This window comes from Nocardioides anomalus (genome assembly GCF_011046535.1).
Lineage (GTDB): Bacteria > Actinomycetota > Actinomycetes > Propionibacteriales > Nocardioidaceae > Nocardioides > Nocardioides anomalus.
In genome coordinates, this window is the sequence record NZ_CP049257.1 from 4,955,425 (window position 1) to 4,975,041 (window position 19,617).

Here is a 19,617-nt window from a genome sequence, read left to right on the forward strand (position 1 = left end):
GATACCGTGCGTCCGTGGCCACGGACACCGCTGCCCCCGCCGACCCGGCTCCCGAGCCCCCCGAGACCGTCGAGGAGGCGCCGCCCGCGCCGCGGCCCACGCCGCCCGGCGGTGACGACAAGTTCCCCGTCCCGCAGGTCGACGTCGCGGCCCTGACCGCGCTGCTCGACGGCAGGTACGCCGACGTGCGCAACCTGGTGCGCACCAACCTCGCGGCGTACGCCTCGATCCTGGAGGAGCAGGAGACGCTGGACCGCGCGGCCTTCCGCGAGCGGGTCAAGGACGTCGTGCTGGAGATGGCCGCGACCGGGCAGACCGGCATGGGCTTCCCGGAGGAGTACGGCGGCGGCGGGGACGTCGGCGCCAGCTTCGCGGCCTTCGAGACCCTGGCCTTCGGTGACCTGAGCGTGCTGGTCAAGGTCGGCGTGCAGTTCGGCCTGTTCGGCGGCGCCATCCTCCAGCTGGGGACCAAGCGTCACCACGACGCCTACCTGGCCGACCTCATCACCGGCCAGCTCATGGGCTGCTTCGCGATGACCGAGACCGGCCACGGCTCGAACGTCCAGGCGCTCGGCACGGTGGCGACGTACGACGCGGACGCGGGCGAGTTCGTCATCACCACGACCGAGCCCGGGGCCAACAAGGACTACATCGGCAACGCCGCGGCGCACGCCGAGGTCGCGGTGGTCTTCGCCCAGCTCGAGGTGGCCGGCGAGGGGCACGGCGTGCACGCCTTCGTGGTGCCGATCCGCAGGGACGGAGAGCCCGCCGAGGGCGTGCGCATCGAGGACGACGGTCTCAAGATGGGCCTCAACGGCGTCGACAACGGCAAACTCTGGTTCGACCACGTGCGGGTGCCGCGGGAGGCGCTGCTCAACCGCTTCGCCGACGTCTCCGAGGACGGCACCTACCACTCCGACATCGAGAACCCCGGCCGCCGCTTCTTCACCATGCTCGGCACGCTCGTGCAGGGCCGGGTCTGCGTCGGCGGTGGCGGCATCAACGCCAGCAAGGTGGCGCTGGCCATCGCGATCCGCTACGCGCTCCGGCGCCGCCAGTTCGAGGCCACCAGCGAGACCGAGGAGGACCTGCTCCTCGACTACGGCCAGCACCAGCGCCGGCTGTTCCCGCTGCTCGCCTCGACGTACGCCTTGCACTTCGCCCAGGAGGTCGTGGCCGGTCAGTGCCACGACGTGTTCTCGGGCAACCAGACCGCCGAGAAGTTCCGCCGCGAGCTGGAGTCGCGTGCGGCCGGCACCAAGGCGCTCGGCACGTGGCACGCGACGCGGACCATCCAGGAGTGCCGCGAGGCCTGCGGCGGCGCCGGTTACCTCGCGGTGAACCGGTTCGCCGCGCTCAAGGCCGACACCGACGTCTTCACGACCTTCGAGGGCGACAACACCGTCCTGCTGCAGCTGGTGGCCAAGGGGCTGCTGACCGACTACGCGGGCGAGTTCGAGGAGATGGACCAGCTCGGCATGGTGCGCTTCGTCGCCGGTCTCGCGGTGGAGACCGTGGTCGAGCGGACCAGCGTGCACAAGCTGTTCGAGCGGGTCCGCGACCTGCTCCCCGGCGGCGACCGGTGGGACCAGGAGGCCGGGGTCCTCGACTCCGACTACCAGCTGGCCATGCTGCGCTTCCGCGAGGAGCACATGTTGGCCGGCGTCGCCCGGCGGCTCAAGCGCGGCATCGACGCCGGCATGAACCCCGGTGAGGTCTTCTCCCGCGTCCAGGACCACGTCATCCACGCCGCCCGCGCGCACACCGAGCGGCTGGTGCTCGAGGCGTTCGTGGACAAGGTCCGCGGCATGCCCGAGGGCGACGACAAGGTCGTGCTGGGCCTGCTCTGCGACCTGCACGCGCTCTCGCTCATCGAGGCCGACCGCGCCTGGTTCATGGAGCACGGCCGGCTCACCGTCGTCCGCTCCAAGGAGATCAGCCGGCGCATCGGCTCGTTGTGTCGGCGGATCCGGCCGGTGGCCCGCGAGCTGGTCGACGCGTTCGGGGTGCCCGAGGAGATGCTGCGCTCCCCGGACCTCATCTCCTGATGAGGGCGCTCCCAGGGCTCGGGGGCTGGTCGGAGGACCCGCTGTGGGGCTCGTTCTACGACTGGACCGTCGAGCACCGCACGATCGGCGGCGCCGTGTGGCGGGTGGGGATCCAGAGCGACCTCGGCCTGCTGTACGACGCCGCGGCGGAGATCGGCCGCCAGCGGGCCGGCGCGCGCGTGCTCGACGTACCGTGCGGGGGCGGGGTCGCCGTCCGCGCGCTGCGCCCCGGCCAGGGCGTGGACTACGTGGCGGTGGACATCTCCGCGCGGATGCTGGAGCGCACGGCGCGGGTCGCCGAGGAGGTCGGCGTGGGCGACCAGGTCACCACGCGGGTCGCCGACGTCGAGCGGCTGCCCTTCGACGACCAGGAGGTCGACCTGGTCGTGTCCTTCACCGGGCTGCACTGCTTCCCGGACCCGGCCCGCGCCGTGGTCGAGCTGGCGCGGGTCATGAAGCTGGGCGGTGTGCTGACCGGCAGCGCGCTGATGAACGACACCGGCCTGCGCTACGAGCCGATGCGCCGCGCCGGGCGGCTGGCCGGACTGCTCGGCCCGGGCTGCACCACCGACCAGCTGCGCCGCTGGCTCTCGCGCCAGGGCGTGGCCGACGTGACCGTTGAGGTCTCCGGGCCGATGGCGTACTTCCGCGGAGTGCGGCGCGCCTGACGGCCCCTAGCGCGTCTCGCCCGGCTGGGCCGCCGGCGGCGGGTGCGCGGCCGAGGCCTCCTCGGGGTTGTCGATGAAGCGCTGGAAGGACTCGCGGACCTCGGCCTCGGCCTCGGTGCGCCCGACCCACTCGGCGCCCTCGACGGACTTGCCGGGCTCGAGGTCCTTGTAGACCTCGAAGAAGTGCTGGATCTCCAGGCGGTCGAACTTGGAGACGTGGCTGATGTCGCGCAGGTGCTCCAGGCGCGGGTCGGTGGCGGGGACGCAGAGGACCTTGTCGTCGCCGCCGGCCTCGTCGGTCATCCGGAACATGCCGATGGCGCGGCACTTGATGAGGCAGCCGGGGAACGTGGGCTCCTGCAGGATCACCATCGCGTCGAGCGGGTCGCCGTCCAGGCCGAGAGTGTTCTCGATGTAGCCGTAGTCGGCCGGGTACTGCGTCGACGTGAAGAGCGTCCGGTCGAGCCGGATCCGCCCCGAGACGTGGTCCACTTCGTACTTGTTGCGCTGACCCTTGGGGATCTCCACGAGCACGTCGAACTCCATGTGACCATCCTCGCGCACAATGGCTGCGGTTGGTGCAGGTGTCAGGAGGTCGGGTGCGATCGGGTGAGATGGCGCACGCCCGCGAGGAGGGCGGGTGGCTGGGTCGCGCCCTCGCGGCCCTGCTCGTGGTGGCCGTCGTCGCCACCGGCGTCGCCGGCTGGCGCCTGGACTGGTACGACGACCTGGTCGGCGACTCCGGCAGCACGCAGCAGGCCACCGGGCCGGCCGACGTACCACCGCCGCCCGGGCTCGAGCTGCCCGCGCTGACCGCGCCGGACCCCGTCGACACCCCGCTCGACCCGCCCGGTCGGATCAGGGCGGCGAGCGTGCAGGCGGCGGTGCTGCCGTTCGTCACCGACCCCGTCCTGGGCCCGCACGTCACGGGCGTGGTCGAGGACCTCGCGGCCGGCAAACCGGTCGTCACCGTCGGCGACGGGGGCGCGGCGATGCCGGCGTCGACCACCAAGCTGCTCACCACCACCGCGGCGCTGTCCGCGGTCGGCCCGGAGACCCGCTTCGCCACCCGCGTCGTCGCCGCCGGGAAGGGACGGATCGTGCTGGTCGGCGGCGGGGACCCGTTCCTCGCCTCGAAGCCGCTGCCCACGGCGTACCCGGCCCACGCCGACGTCGTCACCCTCGCCCAGCAGACCGCCGCCGCGCTCCAGGCGCAGGGGCGGAGCCGCGTCAGGCTGGGGTACGACGACTCGCTGTTCTCCGAGCCGTCCTTCAACCCGGCCTGGCCCGCGCACTACCTGCCCGAGCACGTCGTCTCCCGGGTCACCGCCCTGTGGGTCGACGAGGGCCGGCCCGCGACCGGCTCCGGCCGGGTCGACGACCCGTCGCTGTACGCCGCGCAGACCTTCGCCGCCGCGCTCACCGCCGCCGGCATCACCGTGGTCGGCGCCCCGACCCGCGGCGTGGCCTCGGGCGGCACCGAGCTGACCCGCGTGGAGTCGGCGCCGCTGCGCGAGATCGCCGCCCGCATCCTCGAGATCTCCGACAACGAGGGGGCCGAGGTGCTCTCGCACCAGGTCGGCGTGGCGGTGGCCGGGAAGGGCACCTTCGCGGACGGCGCCGCCGGGGTGCTGTCGACGCTGGGCGCGCTCGGCGTGCCCCTCGACGGCGTCACCGTCCACGACGGCAGCGGCCTCTCGCGGGAGAACCGGATCACCCCGGCCGCGCTGGTCGGCGTGCTGCGTCTCGCCCTCGACCCGGCCCACCCCGAGCTGGACCCGATCGTCACCGGGCTCCCGGTCGCCGGCTTCAGCGGCTCGCTGACCAACCGGTTCGACCAGCCGTTCCCGACCTCGCGCGGGCTCGTGCGCGCCAAGACCGGCACCCTCACCAACGTCTCCTCGCTGGCCGGCATCGCGGTCGACCAGGACGGCAACCAGATGGTCTTCGCGCTCATGGCCGACCGGATCGCCCAGGTCGACGAGACCAAGGCCCAGCGTGCCCTCGACGCGGCCGCCGGGGCCCTCGGCGCCTGCCACTGCGGGTCGGTGCCGAACTAGAGCATTTCAGTCGACTATGATGCGCGCATGACCGTCGACGCCCCCGCCCTGCCGACGTACGGCGACGCCGAGGTGGTCGTCCCCGCCCCGGACGCCGGTCCCGGCAACTGGTCGGGCGCCGCGTCCGCCGTGCTCCACGACGGCGTGTTCTGGCTGACCTACCGGGTCCGCCGCCCGCTCACCGAGGGCCGCGGCGTGGCCGTGGTCGTGGCCCGCTCCGACGACGGCGTGCACTTCGAGCCGGTGACCGAGGTCGGCCGCGAGCAGTTCGGCTGCGAGTCCTTCGAGCGGCCGGTCCTCTCCCCGCTGCCCGACGGCGGCTGGCGGCTCTACCTGTCCTGCGCGACGTACGACTCCAAGCACTGGTGGGTCGACTCCCTCACCGCCGCCTCCGTCGACGCCCTGCCGGCCGGCCACCAGCAGGTCGTGCTGCCCGGCTCGGCCGACGTCGCGGTCAAGGACCCGGTCATCCAGCACCCCACCGCCCCCGGCCAGGAGTGGGTCATGTGGCTGTGCTGCCACCCCCTCACCGACCCCGGCCACGAGGACCGGATGACCACCCGCCGCCTCACCTCGCCCGACGGCCTCACCTGGACCGACCGCGGCGAGGTCCTCGCCGGCCGCCCCGGGCACTGGGACGCCCGCGGCGCCCGCGTGGCCACCGTGCTGACCGCCGACCCCCTCACCGTGCTGTACGACGGCCGCCCCGACGCCGCCTCCAACTGGCACGAGACCACCGGCGTCGCCCGCTGGGACGGCACCCGCCTGGTCCCGCTCGACGACGAGCCCATCGCCAGCCCGCACTCCGACGGCGCCTTCCGCTACGCCACCGCCGTGCCGCTCCCCGACGGCCGGACGCGGTTCTACGTGGAGGCGGCCCGTCCCGACGGGGCGCACGACCTGGTGACCGTCGTCCGCTGACCGCGCGATGATGGCCCCGTGACGCAGACACCCGCCGGCTGGTACGCCGACCCGCAGGACCCCGCGCAGTACCGCTACTGGGACGGCGCGGCCTGGACCGAGCACCGCTCGCCGCGCTCGCAGACCGGGGCGCAGGTCACCCAGGCGGCCAACGACCTGGCCGACGGGCTGACCAAGGGTTTCAACGCGGTGGGCACGTGGCTCAACCAGAACGTCGGCAGCCAGGCGGGCACGACGTTCGCGTCGGTGGCCGCGTCGTGCCGGGACGAGCCGGCTCGGCAGCCGCTGTCGGTGACCGCTCAGCTGGTGCTGGGGCCGGGCGACGTCGCGGGGGTGGGCCAGGTCTTCGCGCGGACGGGCACGACGGTCACGGCCGAGGGCGCGCGGCTGGAGAACGAGCACTGCCGGCTGGTGCCGAACCCGTGGGACCCGGCGGCGCCGCAGGGGGTGGCGGTGTTCATCGGGGCGACCACGGTGGGCCGGTTGCCGGCCGAGCTCGAGGCGCAGTACGTCGGGCCGCTGGCGCAGCTGGCCAGCCGGAGCGTGGTGGCCACGGCGGTGGCCGACCTGGTCGCGCACGGCCCCGGGATGGTGACGAGCGCGCAGGTGAGCGTGCACCTGCCCGCGGTGGAGGCGCTCGCCTCCTAGGAGGACGCGGTGGCCCGCTCCTGGAAGGACCCGCGGCTGTCCACCGAGCGCCACAGCCTGAAGGGCTGACCGGTCAGCTCCGAGAGCAGGTCGATGTCGTCGGCGAAGTGCGGCAGCAGCCGGGCGCGGGCGTCCGGGGCGAGCTTGGGCCGGTGGGCGCCGCCGGCCTGGAGCTGGTTGATGAGCGGTACGGAGGCCGCACGCCAGACCTCGGGGCGCACGAACTGGCCGGCCCAGGCGCCGGCGCGGACGGCCGGGCCGAAGACGGTGGTGCGCCAGCCGGGGAGGCGTAGGCGCGCGCGTTGTCGCGCGGCACCTCGTGCACGAGCCCGGTGCGGATGCCCAGGAACCGGCAGACCTCGTCGGTGGTCTCGACGGGCGACTCGACGATGTCGCGGTAGCGCACGACGTGCACGCGCGCGGGGTCGACGTACTGGTAGAGGTGCTCGAGCTGGCGCCCGTAGAGCCCGAGGTCCTTGTAGCGCCAGAACGGCGCCCAGCCGCGGTCGATGCGCTCGGCCTGCAGGTGGAAGGCGCGCTCGAAGTCCGGCTCCTTCTCGAGCCCGTCGGACCACAGGTGCATCCAGTTGCTGTACGCGCGGTCGATGGGGTCGCGGATCACCGCGATCAGCTTCACCTCGGGCAGGTGCTCGGCGATCCGCCGGTGCGCGGGGTAGCTCCACAGGTAGAACGGCGTGCTCTCGCCGCGCACCTGGCGGTCGGCGGCGGGCCGGAACAGCGCCTCGTAGTCGCGGCGCCGCCAGACCCACTCCTGCTGGCTGTGCGCGTCGCCCGGGCCGACCCAGTGCGGGGGCGGGGCGTCACCGCAGAGCCAGTACTTCGGCTCCTTGGGCGTGGTCGTGAAGACGTCGGGGTGCAGCGCCAGCGCGGAGTGCAGCGCGGTGGTCCCGGCCTTCGGGGCCCCGACGATGATGAAGTCGGGTCGGAGCGGCCGGGCCATGCATACCAGAGTAAACGACTCCGGTTAGAGCACAATGACCCGAAGGGGTCAGGCCTTGGCCTCGCCGCCCCAGTTGGCCAGCTTGGTGGCCACGGTGTGCAGGTCGGCGCGCCAGACGTCCTCGGGCCCGGGCGGCAGCACGTCGTCCCACTCGATGGTGGCCGCGCCGATCACGCCGGTGAGCCGGGCCGTGCGGGCCACGAACCAGCTGTGCGCGTGCTCGCTGCCGTCGCCGTAGCGCAGCACGTGGCAGCGCGCGACGTGGTCGAGCCCCTCGATGATGCGCACCAGCCGGTTGGCGATCCGGCCGTGCTGCGAGGCGAGGTCGTCGTCGAGCTGGCCGAAGTCGAGGTGCTGGCGCGGCTCCAGGATGAGCACGAGCGGCAGCCCGCTCGGCTTGCCGAAGTGCTTGAGTCGCCACGACGCGTCCTCCCAGACCACGCGCTCCTCGGGCACGCCGAAGCAGGACGGGCACGGCTTGTCGGCCGTCTGGCCCGCCCGCGGCGCCTCGTCGGCGACCGGTGGCAGCACCCGCGGCACCAGCTCGCCGTCGACGACCTCCCACGGGAAGTTGTCCCACTCCGCGTGCGGCGGTGCCGGCAGCCGCCCGCCCGCGCCGACGCTCTCGCTGATGCGGGCATGGACCTGATCGGCGGACTCGGCCATGCCCGCCACCTTGCCAGGTGACCCTGCTCACACCCCGCCCAGGGTCGCCACCGGCGCCGCAGCCTAGGCTGACCACGTGCCGCCCGTGACGCTGCCACCCGCCCCGACGATCCCCGGCGCGCGCCACCTGCACTCGGGCAAGGTGCGCGACCTCTACGAGCTCACCGAGGGCCCGCACGCCGGCCAGCTCCTCATGGTGGCCAGCGACCGGATCTCGATCTTCGACTTCGTCCTCGACACCACGATCCCGGACAAGGGTGAGCTGCTCACCCGGATGTCGCTGTGGTGGTTCGACCAGCTGTCGGCCATCGTGCCGCACCACGTGCTGTCCACCGACGTCCCCGACGCGGTCCGCGGTCGCGCCGTGGTCTGCGAGCGCCTCGACATGTACGCCGTGGAGTGCGTCGTGCGCGGCTACCTCACCGGCTCGGGGCTGCTGGACTACCGGGCCACCGCGCCCGACCACAGCGTCTGCGGGATCCGGCTGCCCGACGGCCTCGAGGACGGCAGCCGGCTGCCCGAGCCGGTCTTCACGCCGGCCACCAAGGCCGAGCTGGGCGACCACGACGAGAACGTCTCCTACGAGGCGGTCGAGCAGACCGTCGGGGCCGAGCGCGCCGCCGAGCTGCGCGGCCTGACCCTGTCGGTCTACGCCCGGGCGGAGGAGATGGCCCGCGAGCGCGGCATCATCCTGGCCGACACCAAGCTCGAGTTCGGCGCGCGCCCGGACGGGGCCACGGTGCTCGGCGACGAGGTGCTGACGCCGGACTCCTCGCGCTTCTGGCCGGCGGCCGAGTGGCACCCGGGCCGCGCGCAGCCGTCGTACGACAAGCAGATCGTGCGCAACTGGGCGCTCTCGCCGGAGTCCGGGTGGGACCGGTCGTCGGGCGAGGCCCCGCCGCCGCTGCCGCCCGAGGTGGTCGAGCGCACCCGGCAGCGCTACGTCGAGGCCTACGAGCTGCTCACCGGTCAGCGCTTCTGATGGCGGGCGGACGGGTCCGCTTCCGGGTCAGCCGGGAGCGCGCCTTCGACTACCTGGTCGACCCCCGCAACCGGGCCGAGTGGCAGTCCTCGCTGCGCCGGGTCAGCGGCGTCGAGGGCGAGCCGCGCGTCGGGCAGAGCTGGGTCGACGAGACCAAGCCGGGGGTGCACGCCCACATGCGCACCACCGAGCTGGTCCGCCCGACCCGGTGGAGCGAGTCCGGCACCTGGCGCTTCGTGCGCGCCGACCTGACCCTGCAGTTCTTCGACGCCCCCGACGGTCAGTGCGACGTCGACTACTCCTTCCGCATCCACGCCCTCGGCCCGGTCGGCACGGTGGCCTCGTGGCTGTCGCGGCCGGCGGTCGGCGCCGACCTCCGGCGGGCCGCGCAGGTGTTGGCTAGGTTGACCGGGTGACGTCGTACAACCTGGCCATCCTGCTGACGCACAGCGCCGAGCAGTACCCCGAGCGCGAGGCGATCGTCTTCCCGGCCACGGGCCGCCGGATGACCTACGCCGAGGTCGACACGGTCTCCAACATGGTCGCGGGCTACCTGGTCGGCCAGGGCATCCAGCCCGGCGACAAGGTCGCGCTGAGCTGCCCCAACCTGCCGTACTTCTCGCTCGTCTACTGGGGCATCCTCAAGGCCGGCGCCACCGTCGTCCCGCTCAACGTGCTGCTCAAGGGCCGCGAGGTGACCTACCACCTCCAGGACTCCGACGCGAAGGCCTACTTCTGCTTCGAGGGCACCCCCGAGCTGCCCATCGGCCAGGAGGGGTACGCCGGCTTCCAGGGCGCCGACGGCTGCGAGACGTTCGTGGTCATCACCGCCGGCCTCGACGGCGCCTCGCCGTTCGAGGGCGTGCCCACCTTCGCCGAGACCCTCGGCGGCCAGGACGGCACCTTCGAGACGGTGGCCACCGACGAGGACGACACCGCGGTCATCCTCTACACCTCCGGCACCACCGGTCAGCCCAAGGGCGCGGAGCTGCGGCACCGCAACATGCGCGACAACGCCCAGCTCGGCGAGGCGCTCTTCGGCGCGGACGCCGAGAAGCCCGACACCTTCCTGTGCGTCCTCCCGCTCTTCCACTCCTTCGGCCAGACCGTCATCCAGAACGGCGCGGCGGCGTACGGCGGGACCGTGGTCATGCTGCCGCGCTTCGAGGCCGGCGCGGCGCTGCAGCTGGTGCAGAGCGAGGGGATCACCTACTTCGCCGGGGTCCCGACGATGTACTGGGGCCTGCTCGGCGCGCTGAAGGAGGCGGGCGACTCCGTCGACGTCAAGAAGATCAGCGACACGTTGCGCGTCGCCGCGGCGGGCGGCTCCGCGCTGCCGGTCGAGGTGCACAAGAACTTCCGCGAGCAGTTCGGCGTGACGATCCTCGAGGGCTACGGGCTCTCCGAGACGTCACCGGTCGCCTCCTTCTCGCCGTACGGCGAGGAGCCGCGCGTGGGCTCGATCGGCCGGCCCGTGCCGGGTGTCGAGATGAAGCTGATCGACCCCGAGTCGTGGGACGAGGTCGAGTGGTCCGAGGACGCGGTCGGCGAGATCGCGATCAAGGGTCACAACATCATGAAGGGCTACTACGGCCGGCCCGAGGCGACGGAGGAGGCGATCCAGGACGGGTGGTTCCGCTCCGGTGACCTCGGCCGCCGCGACGCCGACGGCTGGTACTACATCGTCGACCGCTCCAAGGACATGATCATCCGCGGCGGCTACAACGTGTACCCGCGCGAGATCGAGGAGGTGCTGATGTCGCACCCCGACGTGTCGCTGGCCGCGGTCATCGGCGTCCCGCACGAGAGCCACGGCGAGGAGGTCAAGGCGTTCGTCATCCTCGAGGACGGCGCCACGATCACCGAGGACGAGCTCGTCGCGTGGGGCAAGGAGCAGATGGCGGGCTACAAGTACCCCCGCGTCGTCGAGTTCGTCCCGAACCTGCCCATGACCGCCACCGGCAAGATCCTCAAGCGCGAGCTGTCGTGACCCCGGGCCGCGTCGCCGGCTGCGTCGTCGCCCTGCTGCTCGTCGTGGTCGGCGTGGCCATCGCCGCCGCGGGCATGGGCTGGACCGGCAACGGCTCGAGCACGTCGTGGTCGGTCATCGGCGCGGTGCTGGCCGGCCTCGGTGTCGCGCTGCCGATCTCGATCGTCCAGCGGGTCCGCCAGGACGCCCAGGCCAGCGAGCTCGAGCGCCGGCGGTACGGCGGGAAGCGCTGAGCCGTGGCCGGCCTCTACGCGCGGCCGAGCGCCGCCGCGGTGGGCGAGGCCTGCGCGGCGCACGTCTCGGGTGAGGTCGTCGCCTGGGTGGCCGGCAAGACCCTCAACGCCCGGCTGCTCTACGTCGTGACGCCCGACGAGGTGGCCGTGCTGCGACTGGGCCGGTTCGGGATCCGGCCCCAGGAGCTCCTCGGGCGCTGGCGGCGTGGTGCGGTGGAGACCGAGGACGGCATCGCCTCGGTGCGCGTCGGTGCCTACCGTGCCAAGGTCCGGCTGGTCGACCGCCGGCTGGCGCGCGAGGTCGCCCGGCTGGGCGCCGCCGTCGGTCCCGGCTAGCGCCGCCGCGTCGCCCGCGCGACCAGCAGCACCCAGGCCAGCCCGACGAGGACGAGCCCCACGAGGAGCCCCGCCGCCGCGCCCGGCCAGCCGGCGACGACCGCCCCGGCCGCGACGGCCGCGGCGACGAGGGCGAGCCGGACCAGCATCCACGCCAGGTCCTCGGCGAGCGTGCGCACGAAGTAGCGGACAGCGCCGCCAGCCGTCTCCGGGTCCTGCGGAGGGGAGGCGGACACGCCCGCTCAGTTGGCGAACGGGTCGGGCAGCGCGCCCGGCAGCTGGGCCAGCAGCTCGCGGGCCTGGGCGGCCGACTTGTGCTCGACCAGCACCTCGTACCTGGTCGCCACCACCTGGGTCACCGAGGAGAAGTCGCGCTGGCCGCGCGTGGCGGCGTACCCGACCAGGGCCCAGATCACGCCGAACGCGGCGCCGAAGACCATGGTGGCCAGCACCGTGGCGATCCAGCTCGAGCCGTCGGAGAACAGCGACAGGACCAGCCCGACGAACAGGCCGAGCCAGATGCCGGAGACCAGGCCACCGATGGCCACGCGGCCCGTGGTGAGCCGGCCGGTGATCCGCTCGATGCGCTTGAGGTCGGTGCCGACGATCATGCACTGCTCGACCGGGAACTTGTTGTCGGACAAGAAGTCGACGGTCTTCTGCGCGGCCGCGTAGTCGTCGTAGACCGCGAGTGACTGCGGGAAGTCCAGGCCGAGCGGCGAGGCGGACGCGGCGGCCCGGCCGGCGGAGGGGGTGCCCATGCTCATGGCCCCAGTCTGCCGGACGGCCCGGCGAGCGCTCTCAGCCTGCTTTTGGGATCACCCGTCACCCTCAGGGGTGTGAGCGTGGAGGAGCCCCCAGAGCAGGACAAGCGCACGCGCCGACGCCGCCGCGTCCTGCACACCGCCGGCCTGACCGCGTCGGCCGCGGTGCTGGCCCTGTCGGTCCAGGCGCAGTCGCTGGACACCGACTCCGACAGCCCGCCGGCGTCCTACGGCGACGCGACGATCCTCGACCCCGACGCGACCGACTAGCCGCATAGACTCCTCGCGTGCCGAAGGTCGTCGTCGACGTCATGCCCAAGCCGGAGATCCTCGACCCCCAGGGCAAGGCGGTGCTCGGCGCCCTGCCCCGGCTCGGCTTCTCCGGCGTCACCGACGTCCGCCAGGGCAAGCGGTTCGAGCTCGAGCTGGACACCGTCGACGACGCCGTGCTCGGCGAGGTCGAGAAGATGGCCGAGACGCTGCTGTCCAACCCCGTGATCGAGAACTACACCGTACGGGTGGAGGCGTGAGGGTCGGCGTCGTCACCTTCCCCGGCTCGCTCGACGACGTCGACGCGCAGCGCGCCGTCCGGGTCGGCGGGAACGAGGCCGTCGCGCTGTGGCACGGCGACGAGGAGCTGCACGGCGTCGACGCCGTGGTGCTGCCCGGCGGGTTCTCCTACGGCGACTACCTGCGCTGCGGCGCCATCTCGCGCTTCTCGCCGGTGATGAGCGCGGTGGTCGACGCCGCCGGGCGCGGCCTGCCCGTGCTGGGCATCTGCAACGGCTTCCAGATCCTCTGCGAGTCGCACCTGCTGCCCGGCGCGCTGATCCGCAACGACCACCGCAAGTTCGTCTGCAAGGACCAGCGGCTGCGCATCGAGAACAACCGCACCCCCTGGACGTCGGCGTACGCCGAGGGCCAGGAGGTCACCATCGTGCTCAAGAACGGCGAGGGCGGCTTCGTCGCCGACGAGCAGACGCTGGACCGCATCGAGGGCGAGGGCCAGGTCGTGGCCCGCTACCTCGACGGCAACCCCAACGGCTCGCTGCGCGACATCGCCGGCATCACCAACGAGCGCGGCAACGTCGTCGGCCTCATGCCGCACCCCGAGCACGCGGTCGAGGCGCTCACCGGCGCCGGCACCGACGGGCTCGGCTTCTTCACCTCGCTGACCGCTCAGCTCTTCGACTCCGCCCGCTGAGGGTCGTCGAGCAGCTCCCCCAGCCGGGTCAGCCCGCGCGAGGTGTGGCTCTTGACCGTGCCCTCGGAGATCCCGAGCTCGGCCGCCGTCTCCTCGACCGACAGCCCGAGCCAGTGCCGGAGCACCACGGTGCGCCGCTGCATCGCCGGGAGCCGGCGCACGGCGTCGAGCAGGTCGAGCCGCTCGCCGACGGGCAGGCGCGCGGCGGCGGGCACGTCGAGCAGCGCGTCGTGGTCCACCGGCTGCCGGCGCCGGTGCCACGGGCGGCGCCGGTCGTCCAGGTCGGCGTTGACGATGACCCGGCGCGCGTAGGCCTCCTCGGCTCCGCGGTCGCGCACCTTCGGCCAGGCCAGGTACAGCTTCACCAGCGCCTCCTGGAGCACGTCCTCGGCCCGGTTGTCGTCGGCGCACACCGCGTAGGCGATGCGCCGCAGCCGGTCCTGGGAGGCGGCGACGAACTCGACGTACGACGCGTCGTCACGGTTCACGCGTCCTCGCTGAGGAAGGCCACGAACCCGTCGAGGTCGTCCGCGCCGACGGACGTCGCGTCGTAGGCCTCGTAGTAGTCGACCGCGTCCCGCTTGCCGACACCCAGCACGAACCAGGTCTGTCCCTGGACGAGCACCTGCGCCGCGACCCGCCGCGCCCGGAGCGGACGCCCGGGCAGGGCGACCCCCGCGACCTGGCGCACCATCGTCACGCCCGGGCCGGGGACCAGGTCGGCGGAGCGGGTGTCGGCGAACGACGCCAGCCGCTCGGCGACCCCGGGAGCGTCGGTCACGCCGGCGGCCTCGTTCTCGGCCCAGATCCCGAAGTCCACGGTCCACCGGCCGGGGTCGTCGAGCCTGCCGAAGGTCCCGGGGACTCCCTCCTCCTGGTAGACGAACGACCACACGCGGCTGCCCTCGACCTGCGCCTCGACGGCGTAGGAGTGCGTGACCGCCGGGTCACCGACGACCGGGTCGGCGATGGTGCGGACCACGGTGGCGTCGGGCGCGACCCAGAGCCGGCCGTCCGGGGCGATGGCCGCGGGCCCGTGGTTCCCGTACTCCGAGGCCCAGGACGGGATCGCACTGGTGGTGAAGCTGTCGATGCCACCGACGCCGTCCTCGACCCGCAGCGTCGACCACGACGGCCCGGCGGGCGCCGGGCGCGCCGCCACCGCGGGCGGGCGCTCGACGGCGGCCTCCGGGCCACCGCCCGGGAGCAGGGCGGCTCCGGCCGCGACCACCCCCGCCACGAGGACGCCCGCCACCGCGGTCCGCCGGACCCGCCGGCGGCGCACGGCGCGGCGGCCGGCGCCGAGGTAGTGCTCGGGCGGCACCGCAGGAAGTCCGGTCAGGCGCTCGTCGAGCGCCGGGGCGAGGCGGGTCGATGGGTTCATGGTCCGTAGACGAGCCTCGCGGCCCCGGCGTTGTCACGCAACGCCTGTGCCGGGTGAGGGACCCCCGTCCCTCACCCGGCTGGCGCTTCCCCGCTGACCGGGCGCGACCCCCGTCGCGCTCTCTGGTCAGACGTCTGTGTCCCGCTACCGGTTGCCGCTCTGCAGGGCGGCCCAGGTGCCGGCGCCCACGACGCCGGCCTCGCCGATGCCGTTCTTGGCCTGGTACGCCGCGACGGCGGCCTGGGTGGCGGCGTCGTAGCTGCCGCTGACCGTGAGTCCGGTCTTCGGCGAGGCGGCGTTGAGCGCGCGCTGCACGCGGCGCACGTCCTCACCGGACGAGCCGAGGTTGAGCACCGGGGTGGGGCCGGCGGCGAGCAGCGTCATCCACGCGGTGCGCGAGAACATCGCGGTCCGCTTGAGCCCGACCCGCTGCTGCCAGGTGAAGACGGCCTTGGTCAGCCGCGGGCTCCACGCGCCCCTGACCTTGCCCTTGAACGTGCCGGACTCCTTGAGGAAGCACTTGAGCACGCTCACCTGGGCGGCGTTCGGCTTCTTGCCCCGGGTGGGGGCCTTGAGACGCGGGTAGTTCGGGAGGTCGACGGGCTTGCCTCCGCAGTGCGAGACCGGCGTGGCCGGCGGCGGCGGAGCGGTGCCGGAGTGCAGGTCGAGGTAGTTGCGGTCGATGTTGATCTTCACCCCGCCCCACGTCTCGTCGTGGCCGCCCTGGAACTGCTTGACCCGCCGGCCGGGCACCCAGCCGTCGGAGCGCACGTACGACGTCTCGGTGTTGGCCTGGTTGTCCCAGCGCGCGATCCAGATCTGGTCGGGCATGGTGAAGGTGCCGGGGCGGCCGACCCGCGCGTCGTCGAGCGCCTTGATGCCGGAACCCGCGCTGGAGTAGACGCCGGAGACGTAGCCGAGCGCGTGCAGCTGCTGGGTCCACGCGCTGAGGAACCACAGCGAGGACTCGCGGCACGCGGTGTTGGTGGCGTCGTAGCCCTCGAGGTCGTACCACAGCGTGCTGCCCGGGACGATGCCGAGCGCCTGGGCCGCGGCCACGGCCGTGCTGGCCTCGTCGGCGCCCTGACGGGCGGCCTGGGCGTACTGACCCTGCGCGTTCAGCTTGCCGCTGATCACGGGGTCGTTGCCGTAGCGCGGGAAGTGCGGGCTGCAGTTGGCCTGCGGGCCGAGCGTGATCGGCAGCAGCCGCCAGCCGTTGGCCAGCTGGGTGGCGACCCAGGTGGGCGTGAGGTTCGGCTGGCTGCGGCAGCCGCGGGAGAGACCGGAGATGTAGATGCCGACCGCGCGGAACGGCGAGGAGGCCAGCCAGGCGTCCATCTTGGACTGCTCGGGCGCGAGGCACTGGTCGAAGCCGAGGCCGGTGTAGTCACCGGGCGTCACGGGGTTGGTGGCCAGCTGCTGCGCGGCCTGGGCCGGCATCGCGCCGGGGGCCGGAGCGGTGGTCGGGTCGGCGCCCGCGGGGGTCGGCGAGGCGACCACCACCGACGCGACGAGGGCGAGGACGGCGGCCCGGAGCAGGGCGCGCGGACGAGGCATGACGGAGGCTCCTGGGGGAAGGTCAGTGGGCTTTCCGCGACCGACCGTAAGTCACACCAGTCACACCCGTCACCGGGTTCGCTGCAACTACAACGCTGTAATTAGCGAGGGACGCAGAACCGGGTCCGAACCACACCGGTGTGGTTCGGACCCGGCTCAACGACACGGGTTGCGGCACCTACGCCGCGACGGGCGTGACGTCCTCCTCGCTCACCTCGGCCACCGGCTCGAGACGCGGGGTCCGCCGGCGGTAGAGCCCGACCACGCCGGCGACACCGGCCAGGGCGGCCATGGTCGCCGAGGTCAGGAACGCCGCACGCGCACCCGGGAGGAACTCGCCGGGGACCGAGCCCGCGGCGTACACCGAGACGATCACCGCGAGGCCGACCGCGCCACCGAGCTGCTGGAAGGTCTGCAGCAGACCGCTGGCCGCGCCGGCGTGCTCCGGCTCGACACCGCCGAGGACGATCGAGGTGACCGGCATGAACAGCAGCCCGGCGGAGAGGCCGTTGACGAGCATCGGGCCGAAGACGCCGCTGAGGTAGTCGTCACCGGCGCTGAGCGTGCTCAGCCAGGCGAAGCTCGAGGCCAGTCCGACCGCGCCGACCGCGATCATGGGCAGCGGGCCGACGACGGCCATGATGCGCGGGGTCACCCGCGACATCGCGAAGATGCCGAGGGTCAGCGGGAGGAAGGCCAGCCCGGACTCCATCGGGCCGAAGCCGAGGCCGCCCTCGATGAACTGCACGGCCAGGAAGAACATCGACAGCTGACCGCCGACGACCAGGCCGATCGCCGCGAGGCCGCCGAGGCGGCGCCGGCTGCGCAGCAGGGCGGGTCGCAGCAGCGGGTGTGCCACCCGGCGCTCGGTCACGGCCAGCAGGCCGAGCAGCGCGGCACCCAGGACGAAGCCGAGGACGGTGCGGGCCGAGGTCCAGCCGTGCTCGGGGACGTTGATGAGCGTCCACACGATGGCCACCGCACCGCCGGTCGCGCTGATCGCGCCGACCACGTCGAAGCGGCCGGGACGGCGCGCGGTCTCGTCGACGTAGCGCCTCGTGAGGGCCAGGATGGCCAGCCCGATCGGGACGTTGATGAACAGCGTCCAGCGCCACGAGCCGATGTCGGTGAGGAAGCCGCCGAGCAGCAGCCCCAGTGACATGCCGCCGGAGGAGACGGCGCCGAAGAGCGCGAGCGCCCGGAGCCGGGCCGGCTCGTCGGGGGCGCTGGTGGTGAGCAGGGCCAGGACGCCGGGGGCGGCCATCGCCGCCCCGACGCCCTGGAGGGCGCGGGCGCCGACCAGGAGCTCCGGCGTGCCGGCCAGGCCGCCGAGCAGCGAGGCCACGGTGAAGACGAGGACGCCGGAGAGGAACATCCGGCGCCGCCCGAACACGTCACCGAGCCGGCCGCCGAGGAGCAGCAGGCCGCCGAAGGCGAGGGTGAAGCCGTTGAGGACCCACGACAGCGAGGCCGGGCCGAAGCCGAGGTCCGCGTCGATCTTGGGCAGCGCGACGTTCACGACCGTCGCGTCGAGGATGAACATGAGCTGGGCGGTCAGCACGAGGGCGATGCCCATCGCGGCGCGCCCGGCGTTGTCGGGGAGGTCGACCGGACGGGTGGTCCGAGCGGGAGAGGTGAGGCTGGAAGTCATGGAGCAGAGGTCCTGTTCTGGCCGGATCGGCCGAGGTACTCTTTGATCCGGAGGGTTTCTCCGGTTCCCGCACCACGATACGGAGACTGTCTCCGCTTAGCAAGCCCGAAAGGAAATTCGCCGTGCGCGCCGACGCCAAGCGCAACTACGACCGGATCGTCGAGGTCGCTCGCGAGGTCTTCCGCGAGCAGGGGTACGACGCCTCCCTCGACACCGTCGCCAAGCGCGCGGGCGTGGGCCCGGGCACGCTCTACCGGCACTTCCCCACCCGCGACGCCCTGCTCGACGCGATCATGCAGAACTGGATGGACCGCGTCGACGAGGCCGCGGACAAGGCGCTGACCCACGAGGGCTCGCCGCGCGACCTCCTGCTGGCGTGGTTCGAGCAGTACGTCGCGCTCATCAGCCTGCACAAGGGTGGCCCGGCCAAGATCACCTCGGCCATGGGCGACCCGGACTCGCCGATCAACACCAAGTGCCAGGTCCTCGCCTCGGCCAGCGAGCGGGTCGTCGGCCGGCTCCGCGAGGAGGGCGTGCTCAAGCAGGGCGTCGACACGCTCCAGGTCTGCCGTCTCGTCGGCGGGGTCGCGACGGTGGCCGACCAGGCCGAGCTCGACCAGGCCGCGGTGCGTCCGATGCTCGAGGTCGTGGCCGACGGACTGGTGCGATAGCCCGATCACGGGGTAGACCACTCCGCGTGGAGAGCGAGCAGGGGGCCGGTCCGGGCGTGTCCGAGCGGTCCGGCGGATCGACGTGGCCGCCGCCGCACTCCTCGCCCCCGGCCCCGCCGCCGCGCGAGTACGGCTCGCCCGGGACGCCGGACCAGGGCCACCCGTGGGTGTGGGCCGTCGTCGCGGCCGTCGTGCTCGGCCTGCTCATCAGCGGTGGCCTCGCCTACGTCGTGAGCGGCATCGGCGACGACGACTCGGCCTCCGACGACCGCAGCGACGTGCGCCCGACCGCCGCCCCGAGCCAGGCCGCGCAGAGCACGGACCCGTCCTCGTCGCCGTCCGCCTCCACCTCCGCACCCGCCTCCGACGAGCCCAGCGCCGCGGCGGCGACGTACACCTGCTGGGACGGCACGACCGCCGCGAAGGTGAAGCGCTGCTCGTTGCCGCACGGCGAGGAGGGGCTGCGCTACGCCTACCCGTCGATGGCCACTGAGCGCTGCGGTCCGGCGCAGTACAGCCGCAAGGACGGCGCGCTGCTGCGCATCGTGTGCCGCCACGTGCTGACCAGCGGCGCCAAGGTCCAGGTCGGCTACTACGAGTGGCAGTCGGTCGAGGCCGCGGTCGCGTTCTTCACCGGCCAGGGCCTGGCCACGACCCAGCAGGACGCCGCCGGCTCCCGGTTCAGCGGCACCACCGACGGCACGCTCAAGCTCGTCCAGCTCTACGCCGAGGTCGGGCTGAGCCAGACCATCACCGCCCCGGCGGGCACCCAGCTCGCGCCCGAGGACCTCACGGCGCTCGCGCAGCGACCGGCCGCGCAGCTGCGCGGCGTCCAGGCCGGCTGAGCCGGCGCTCGCCGGCCGCGCGGCGCCG

Annotated in this window: 24 protein-coding genes; 15 read left to right on the top strand and 9 right to left on the bottom strand. The window is 73.3% G+C overall.

Annotated features, from left to right (window positions below):
* Positions 1-14 precede the first annotated feature (14 nt).
* A complete protein-coding gene (locus G5V58_RS24700; protein ID WP_165238181.1) occupies positions 15-2,048 on the top strand; it encodes an acyl-CoA dehydrogenase family protein in 2,034 nt (677 codons plus the stop codon).
* The gene (locus G5V58_RS24705) at positions 2,048-2,716 is read left to right on the top strand and encodes a class I SAM-dependent methyltransferase (protein ID WP_165238183.1); all 669 of its coding nucleotides are present in this window, start codon (positions 2,048-2,050) and stop codon (positions 2,714-2,716) included. Before G5V58_RS24700 ends, G5V58_RS24705 begins: the two co-directional genes overlap by 1 nt.
* 6 nt (positions 2,717-2,722) lie before the next feature.
* On the opposite strand, the gene G5V58_RS24710 is transcribed toward G5V58_RS24705, so the two are convergent.
* Positions 2,723-3,262: an inorganic diphosphatase gene (locus tag G5V58_RS24710; RefSeq protein ID WP_230486939.1), complete on the bottom strand. Its 540-nt coding sequence runs from the start codon at positions 3,260-3,262 to the stop codon at positions 2,723-2,725.
* Positions 3,263-3,315: 53 nt separating this feature from the next.
* On the opposite strand from G5V58_RS24710, the gene dacB reads away from it, so the two are divergent.
* From dacB to G5V58_RS26285, 3 genes are read left to right on the top strand one after another with little or no spacing between them, the layout of a single operon-like run.
* Positions 3,316-4,776 (top strand): D-alanyl-D-alanine carboxypeptidase/D-alanyl-D-alanine endopeptidase, encoded by a 1,461-nt coding sequence (dacB, locus tag G5V58_RS24715; protein ID WP_165238185.1) that lies wholly within the window; start codon positions 3,316-3,318, stop codon positions 4,774-4,776.
* Between the two features lie 27 nt (positions 4,777-4,803).
* Positions 4,804-5,697 (top strand): hypothetical protein, encoded by an 894-nt coding sequence (locus G5V58_RS24720; protein WP_165238187.1) that lies wholly within the window; start codon positions 4,804-4,806, stop codon positions 5,695-5,697.
* An 18-nt stretch (positions 5,698-5,715) separates the two neighbouring features.
* Positions 5,716-6,345: a DUF2510 domain-containing protein gene (locus tag G5V58_RS26285; protein ID WP_230486940.1), complete on the top strand. Its 630-nt coding sequence runs from the start codon at positions 5,716-5,718 to the stop codon at positions 6,343-6,345.
* A 73-nt stretch (positions 6,346-6,418) separates the two neighbouring features.
* Here the strand turns inward: G5V58_RS26285 and G5V58_RS24730 are convergent, their stop codons facing one another.
* Together G5V58_RS24730 and G5V58_RS24735 are read right to left on the bottom strand one after the other, a co-directional pair.
* Positions 6,419-7,306 carry a sulfotransferase family protein gene (locus tag G5V58_RS24730; protein WP_230486941.1) on the bottom strand — a complete coding sequence of 296 codons (888 nt, stop codon included), beginning with the start codon at positions 7,304-7,306 and terminating at the stop codon, positions 6,419-6,421.
* 48 nt (positions 7,307-7,354) lie between these two features.
* Positions 7,355-7,972 carry a hypothetical protein gene (locus G5V58_RS24735; protein ID WP_165238189.1) on the bottom strand — a complete coding sequence of 206 codons (618 nt, stop codon included), beginning with the start codon at positions 7,970-7,972 and terminating at the stop codon, positions 7,355-7,357.
* A 76-nt stretch (positions 7,973-8,048) separates the two neighbouring features.
* On the opposite strand from G5V58_RS24735, the gene G5V58_RS24740 reads away from it, so the two are divergent.
* The 5 genes from G5V58_RS24740 to G5V58_RS24760 are packed head-to-tail and all read left to right on the top strand — an operon-like array spanning position 8,049 to position 11,513.
* On the top strand, positions 8,049-8,954 hold the full coding sequence (locus G5V58_RS24740; RefSeq protein WP_165238191.1) for a phosphoribosylaminoimidazolesuccinocarboxamide synthase: 906 nt from the start codon (positions 8,049-8,051) through the stop codon (positions 8,952-8,954).
* Positions 8,954-9,370, top strand: a complete 417-nt coding sequence (locus G5V58_RS24745; RefSeq protein WP_165238193.1) for an SRPBCC family protein — start codon at positions 8,954-8,956, stop codon at positions 9,368-9,370. Before G5V58_RS24740 ends, G5V58_RS24745 begins: the two co-directional genes overlap by 1 nt.
* Positions 9,367-10,944, top strand: coding sequence for a long-chain-fatty-acid--CoA ligase (locus G5V58_RS24750; protein WP_165238195.1), 1,578 nt, complete (start codon positions 9,367-9,369; stop codon positions 10,942-10,944). The genes G5V58_RS24745 and G5V58_RS24750 overlap by 4 nt, the downstream gene beginning before the upstream one ends.
* Positions 10,941-11,177, top strand: coding sequence for a hypothetical protein (locus tag G5V58_RS24755; protein WP_165238197.1), 237 nt, complete (start codon positions 10,941-10,943; stop codon positions 11,175-11,177). Before G5V58_RS24750 ends, G5V58_RS24755 begins: the two co-directional genes overlap by 4 nt.
* Positions 11,178-11,180: 3 nt before the next feature.
* A complete protein-coding gene (locus G5V58_RS24760; protein WP_165238199.1) occupies positions 11,181-11,513 on the top strand; it encodes a hypothetical protein in 333 nt (110 codons plus the stop codon).
* On the opposite strand, the gene G5V58_RS24765 is transcribed toward G5V58_RS24760, so the two are convergent.
* Together G5V58_RS24765 and G5V58_RS24770 are read right to left on the bottom strand one after the other, a co-directional pair.
* Positions 11,510-11,749 (bottom strand): hypothetical protein, encoded by a 240-nt coding sequence (locus G5V58_RS24765; protein ID WP_165238201.1) that lies wholly within the window; start codon positions 11,747-11,749, stop codon positions 11,510-11,512. The two genes, G5V58_RS24760 and G5V58_RS24765, sit on opposite strands and share 4 nt — an antisense overlap.
* 6 nt (positions 11,750-11,755) lie before the next feature.
* Positions 11,756-12,280 (bottom strand): general stress protein, encoded by a 525-nt coding sequence (locus tag G5V58_RS24770; protein ID WP_165238203.1) that lies wholly within the window; start codon positions 12,278-12,280, stop codon positions 11,756-11,758.
* A gap of 78 nt (positions 12,281-12,358) precedes the next feature.
* Between G5V58_RS24770 and G5V58_RS24775 the strand changes: the two genes are divergently transcribed.
* Genes G5V58_RS24775 through purQ form a run of 3 tightly spaced genes read left to right on the top strand, consistent with a single transcriptional unit; the run spans position 12,359 to position 13,481 of the window.
* Positions 12,359-12,547, top strand: coding sequence for a hypothetical protein (locus tag G5V58_RS24775; protein WP_165238205.1), 189 nt, complete (start codon positions 12,359-12,361; stop codon positions 12,545-12,547).
* A 17-nt stretch (positions 12,548-12,564) separates the two neighbouring features.
* The gene (purS, locus tag G5V58_RS24780) at positions 12,565-12,807 is read left to right on the top strand and encodes a phosphoribosylformylglycinamidine synthase subunit PurS (RefSeq protein ID WP_165238207.1); all 243 of its coding nucleotides are present in this window, start codon (positions 12,565-12,567) and stop codon (positions 12,805-12,807) included.
* Positions 12,804-13,481 carry a phosphoribosylformylglycinamidine synthase subunit PurQ gene (purQ, locus tag G5V58_RS24785; RefSeq protein ID WP_165238209.1) on the top strand — a complete coding sequence of 226 codons (678 nt, stop codon included), beginning with the start codon at positions 12,804-12,806 and terminating at the stop codon, positions 13,479-13,481. Before purS ends, purQ begins: the two co-directional genes overlap by 4 nt.
* Here purQ and G5V58_RS24790 read toward each other — a convergent pair.
* The 4 genes from G5V58_RS24790 to G5V58_RS24805 all read right to left on the bottom strand — a co-directional run bounded on the left by G5V58_RS24790 (position 13,457) and on the right by G5V58_RS24805 (position 18,073).
* The gene (locus G5V58_RS24790; RefSeq protein ID WP_165238211.1) at positions 13,457-13,969 is read right to left on the bottom strand and encodes a SigE family RNA polymerase sigma factor; all 513 of its coding nucleotides are present in this window, start codon (positions 13,967-13,969) and stop codon (positions 13,457-13,459) included. The genes purQ and G5V58_RS24790 overlap by 25 nt on opposite strands.
* Entirely contained in the window at positions 13,966-14,865 is a 900-nt protein-coding gene (locus G5V58_RS24795; RefSeq protein ID WP_165238213.1) for a hypothetical protein, read from the bottom strand. Before G5V58_RS24795 ends, G5V58_RS24790 begins: the two co-directional genes overlap by 4 nt.
* Before the next feature lie 144 nt (positions 14,866-15,009).
* Positions 15,010-16,422, bottom strand: a complete 1,413-nt coding sequence (locus G5V58_RS24800) for a glycoside hydrolase domain-containing protein (protein WP_165238215.1) — start codon at positions 16,420-16,422, stop codon at positions 15,010-15,012.
* Positions 16,423-16,600: 178 nt separating this feature from the next.
* On the bottom strand, positions 16,601-18,073 hold the full coding sequence (locus G5V58_RS24805) for an MFS transporter (protein ID WP_165238217.1): 1,473 nt from the start codon (positions 18,071-18,073) through the stop codon (positions 16,601-16,603).
* A 122-nt stretch (positions 18,074-18,195) separates the two neighbouring features.
* Here G5V58_RS24805 and G5V58_RS24810 point away from each other — a divergent pair, with 122 nt between their 5' ends.
* A complete protein-coding gene (locus tag G5V58_RS24810; RefSeq protein WP_165238219.1) occupies positions 18,196-18,744 on the top strand; it encodes a TetR/AcrR family transcriptional regulator in 549 nt (182 codons plus the stop codon).
* Between the two features lie 26 nt (positions 18,745-18,770).
* Positions 18,771-19,589 (top strand): hypothetical protein, encoded by an 819-nt coding sequence (locus tag G5V58_RS24815; RefSeq protein WP_165238221.1) that lies wholly within the window; start codon positions 18,771-18,773, stop codon positions 19,587-19,589.
* Positions 19,590-19,617 lie beyond the last annotated feature (28 nt).

Coding starts and splice junctions, on each gene's coding strand:
- G5V58_RS24745 (WP_165238193.1), top strand. CDS start 8,954: ATGGCGGGCGGACGGGTCCGCTTCCGGGTCAGCCGGGAGCGCGCCTTC.
- G5V58_RS24795 (WP_165238213.1), bottom strand. CDS start 14,865: ATGAACCCATCGACCCGCCTCGCCCCGGCGCTCGACGAGCGCCTGACC.
- G5V58_RS24705 (WP_165238183.1), top strand. CDS start 2,048: ATGAGGGCGCTCCCAGGGCTCGGGGGCTGGTCGGAGGACCCGCTGTGG.
- G5V58_RS24730 (WP_230486941.1), bottom strand. CDS start 7,306: ATGGCCCGGCCGCTCCGACCCGACTTCATCATCGTCGGGGCCCCGAAG.
- G5V58_RS24720 (WP_165238187.1), top strand. CDS start 4,804: ATGACCGTCGACGCCCCCGCCCTGCCGACGTACGGCGACGCCGAGGTG.
- G5V58_RS24770 (WP_165238203.1), bottom strand. CDS start 12,280: ATGAGCATGGGCACCCCCTCCGCCGGCCGGGCCGCCGCGTCCGCCTCG.
- G5V58_RS24805 (WP_165238217.1), bottom strand. CDS start 18,073: ATGACTTCCAGCCTCACCTCTCCCGCTCGGACCACCCGTCCGGTCGAC.
- G5V58_RS24710 (WP_230486939.1), bottom strand. CDS start 3,262: ATGGAGTTCGACGTGCTCGTGGAGATCCCCAAGGGTCAGCGCAACAAG.
- G5V58_RS24735 (WP_165238189.1), bottom strand. CDS start 7,972: ATGGCCGAGTCCGCCGATCAGGTCCATGCCCGCATCAGCGAGAGCGTC.
- G5V58_RS24800 (WP_165238215.1), bottom strand. CDS start 16,422: ATGCCTCGTCCGCGCGCCCTGCTCCGGGCCGCCGTCCTCGCCCTCGTC.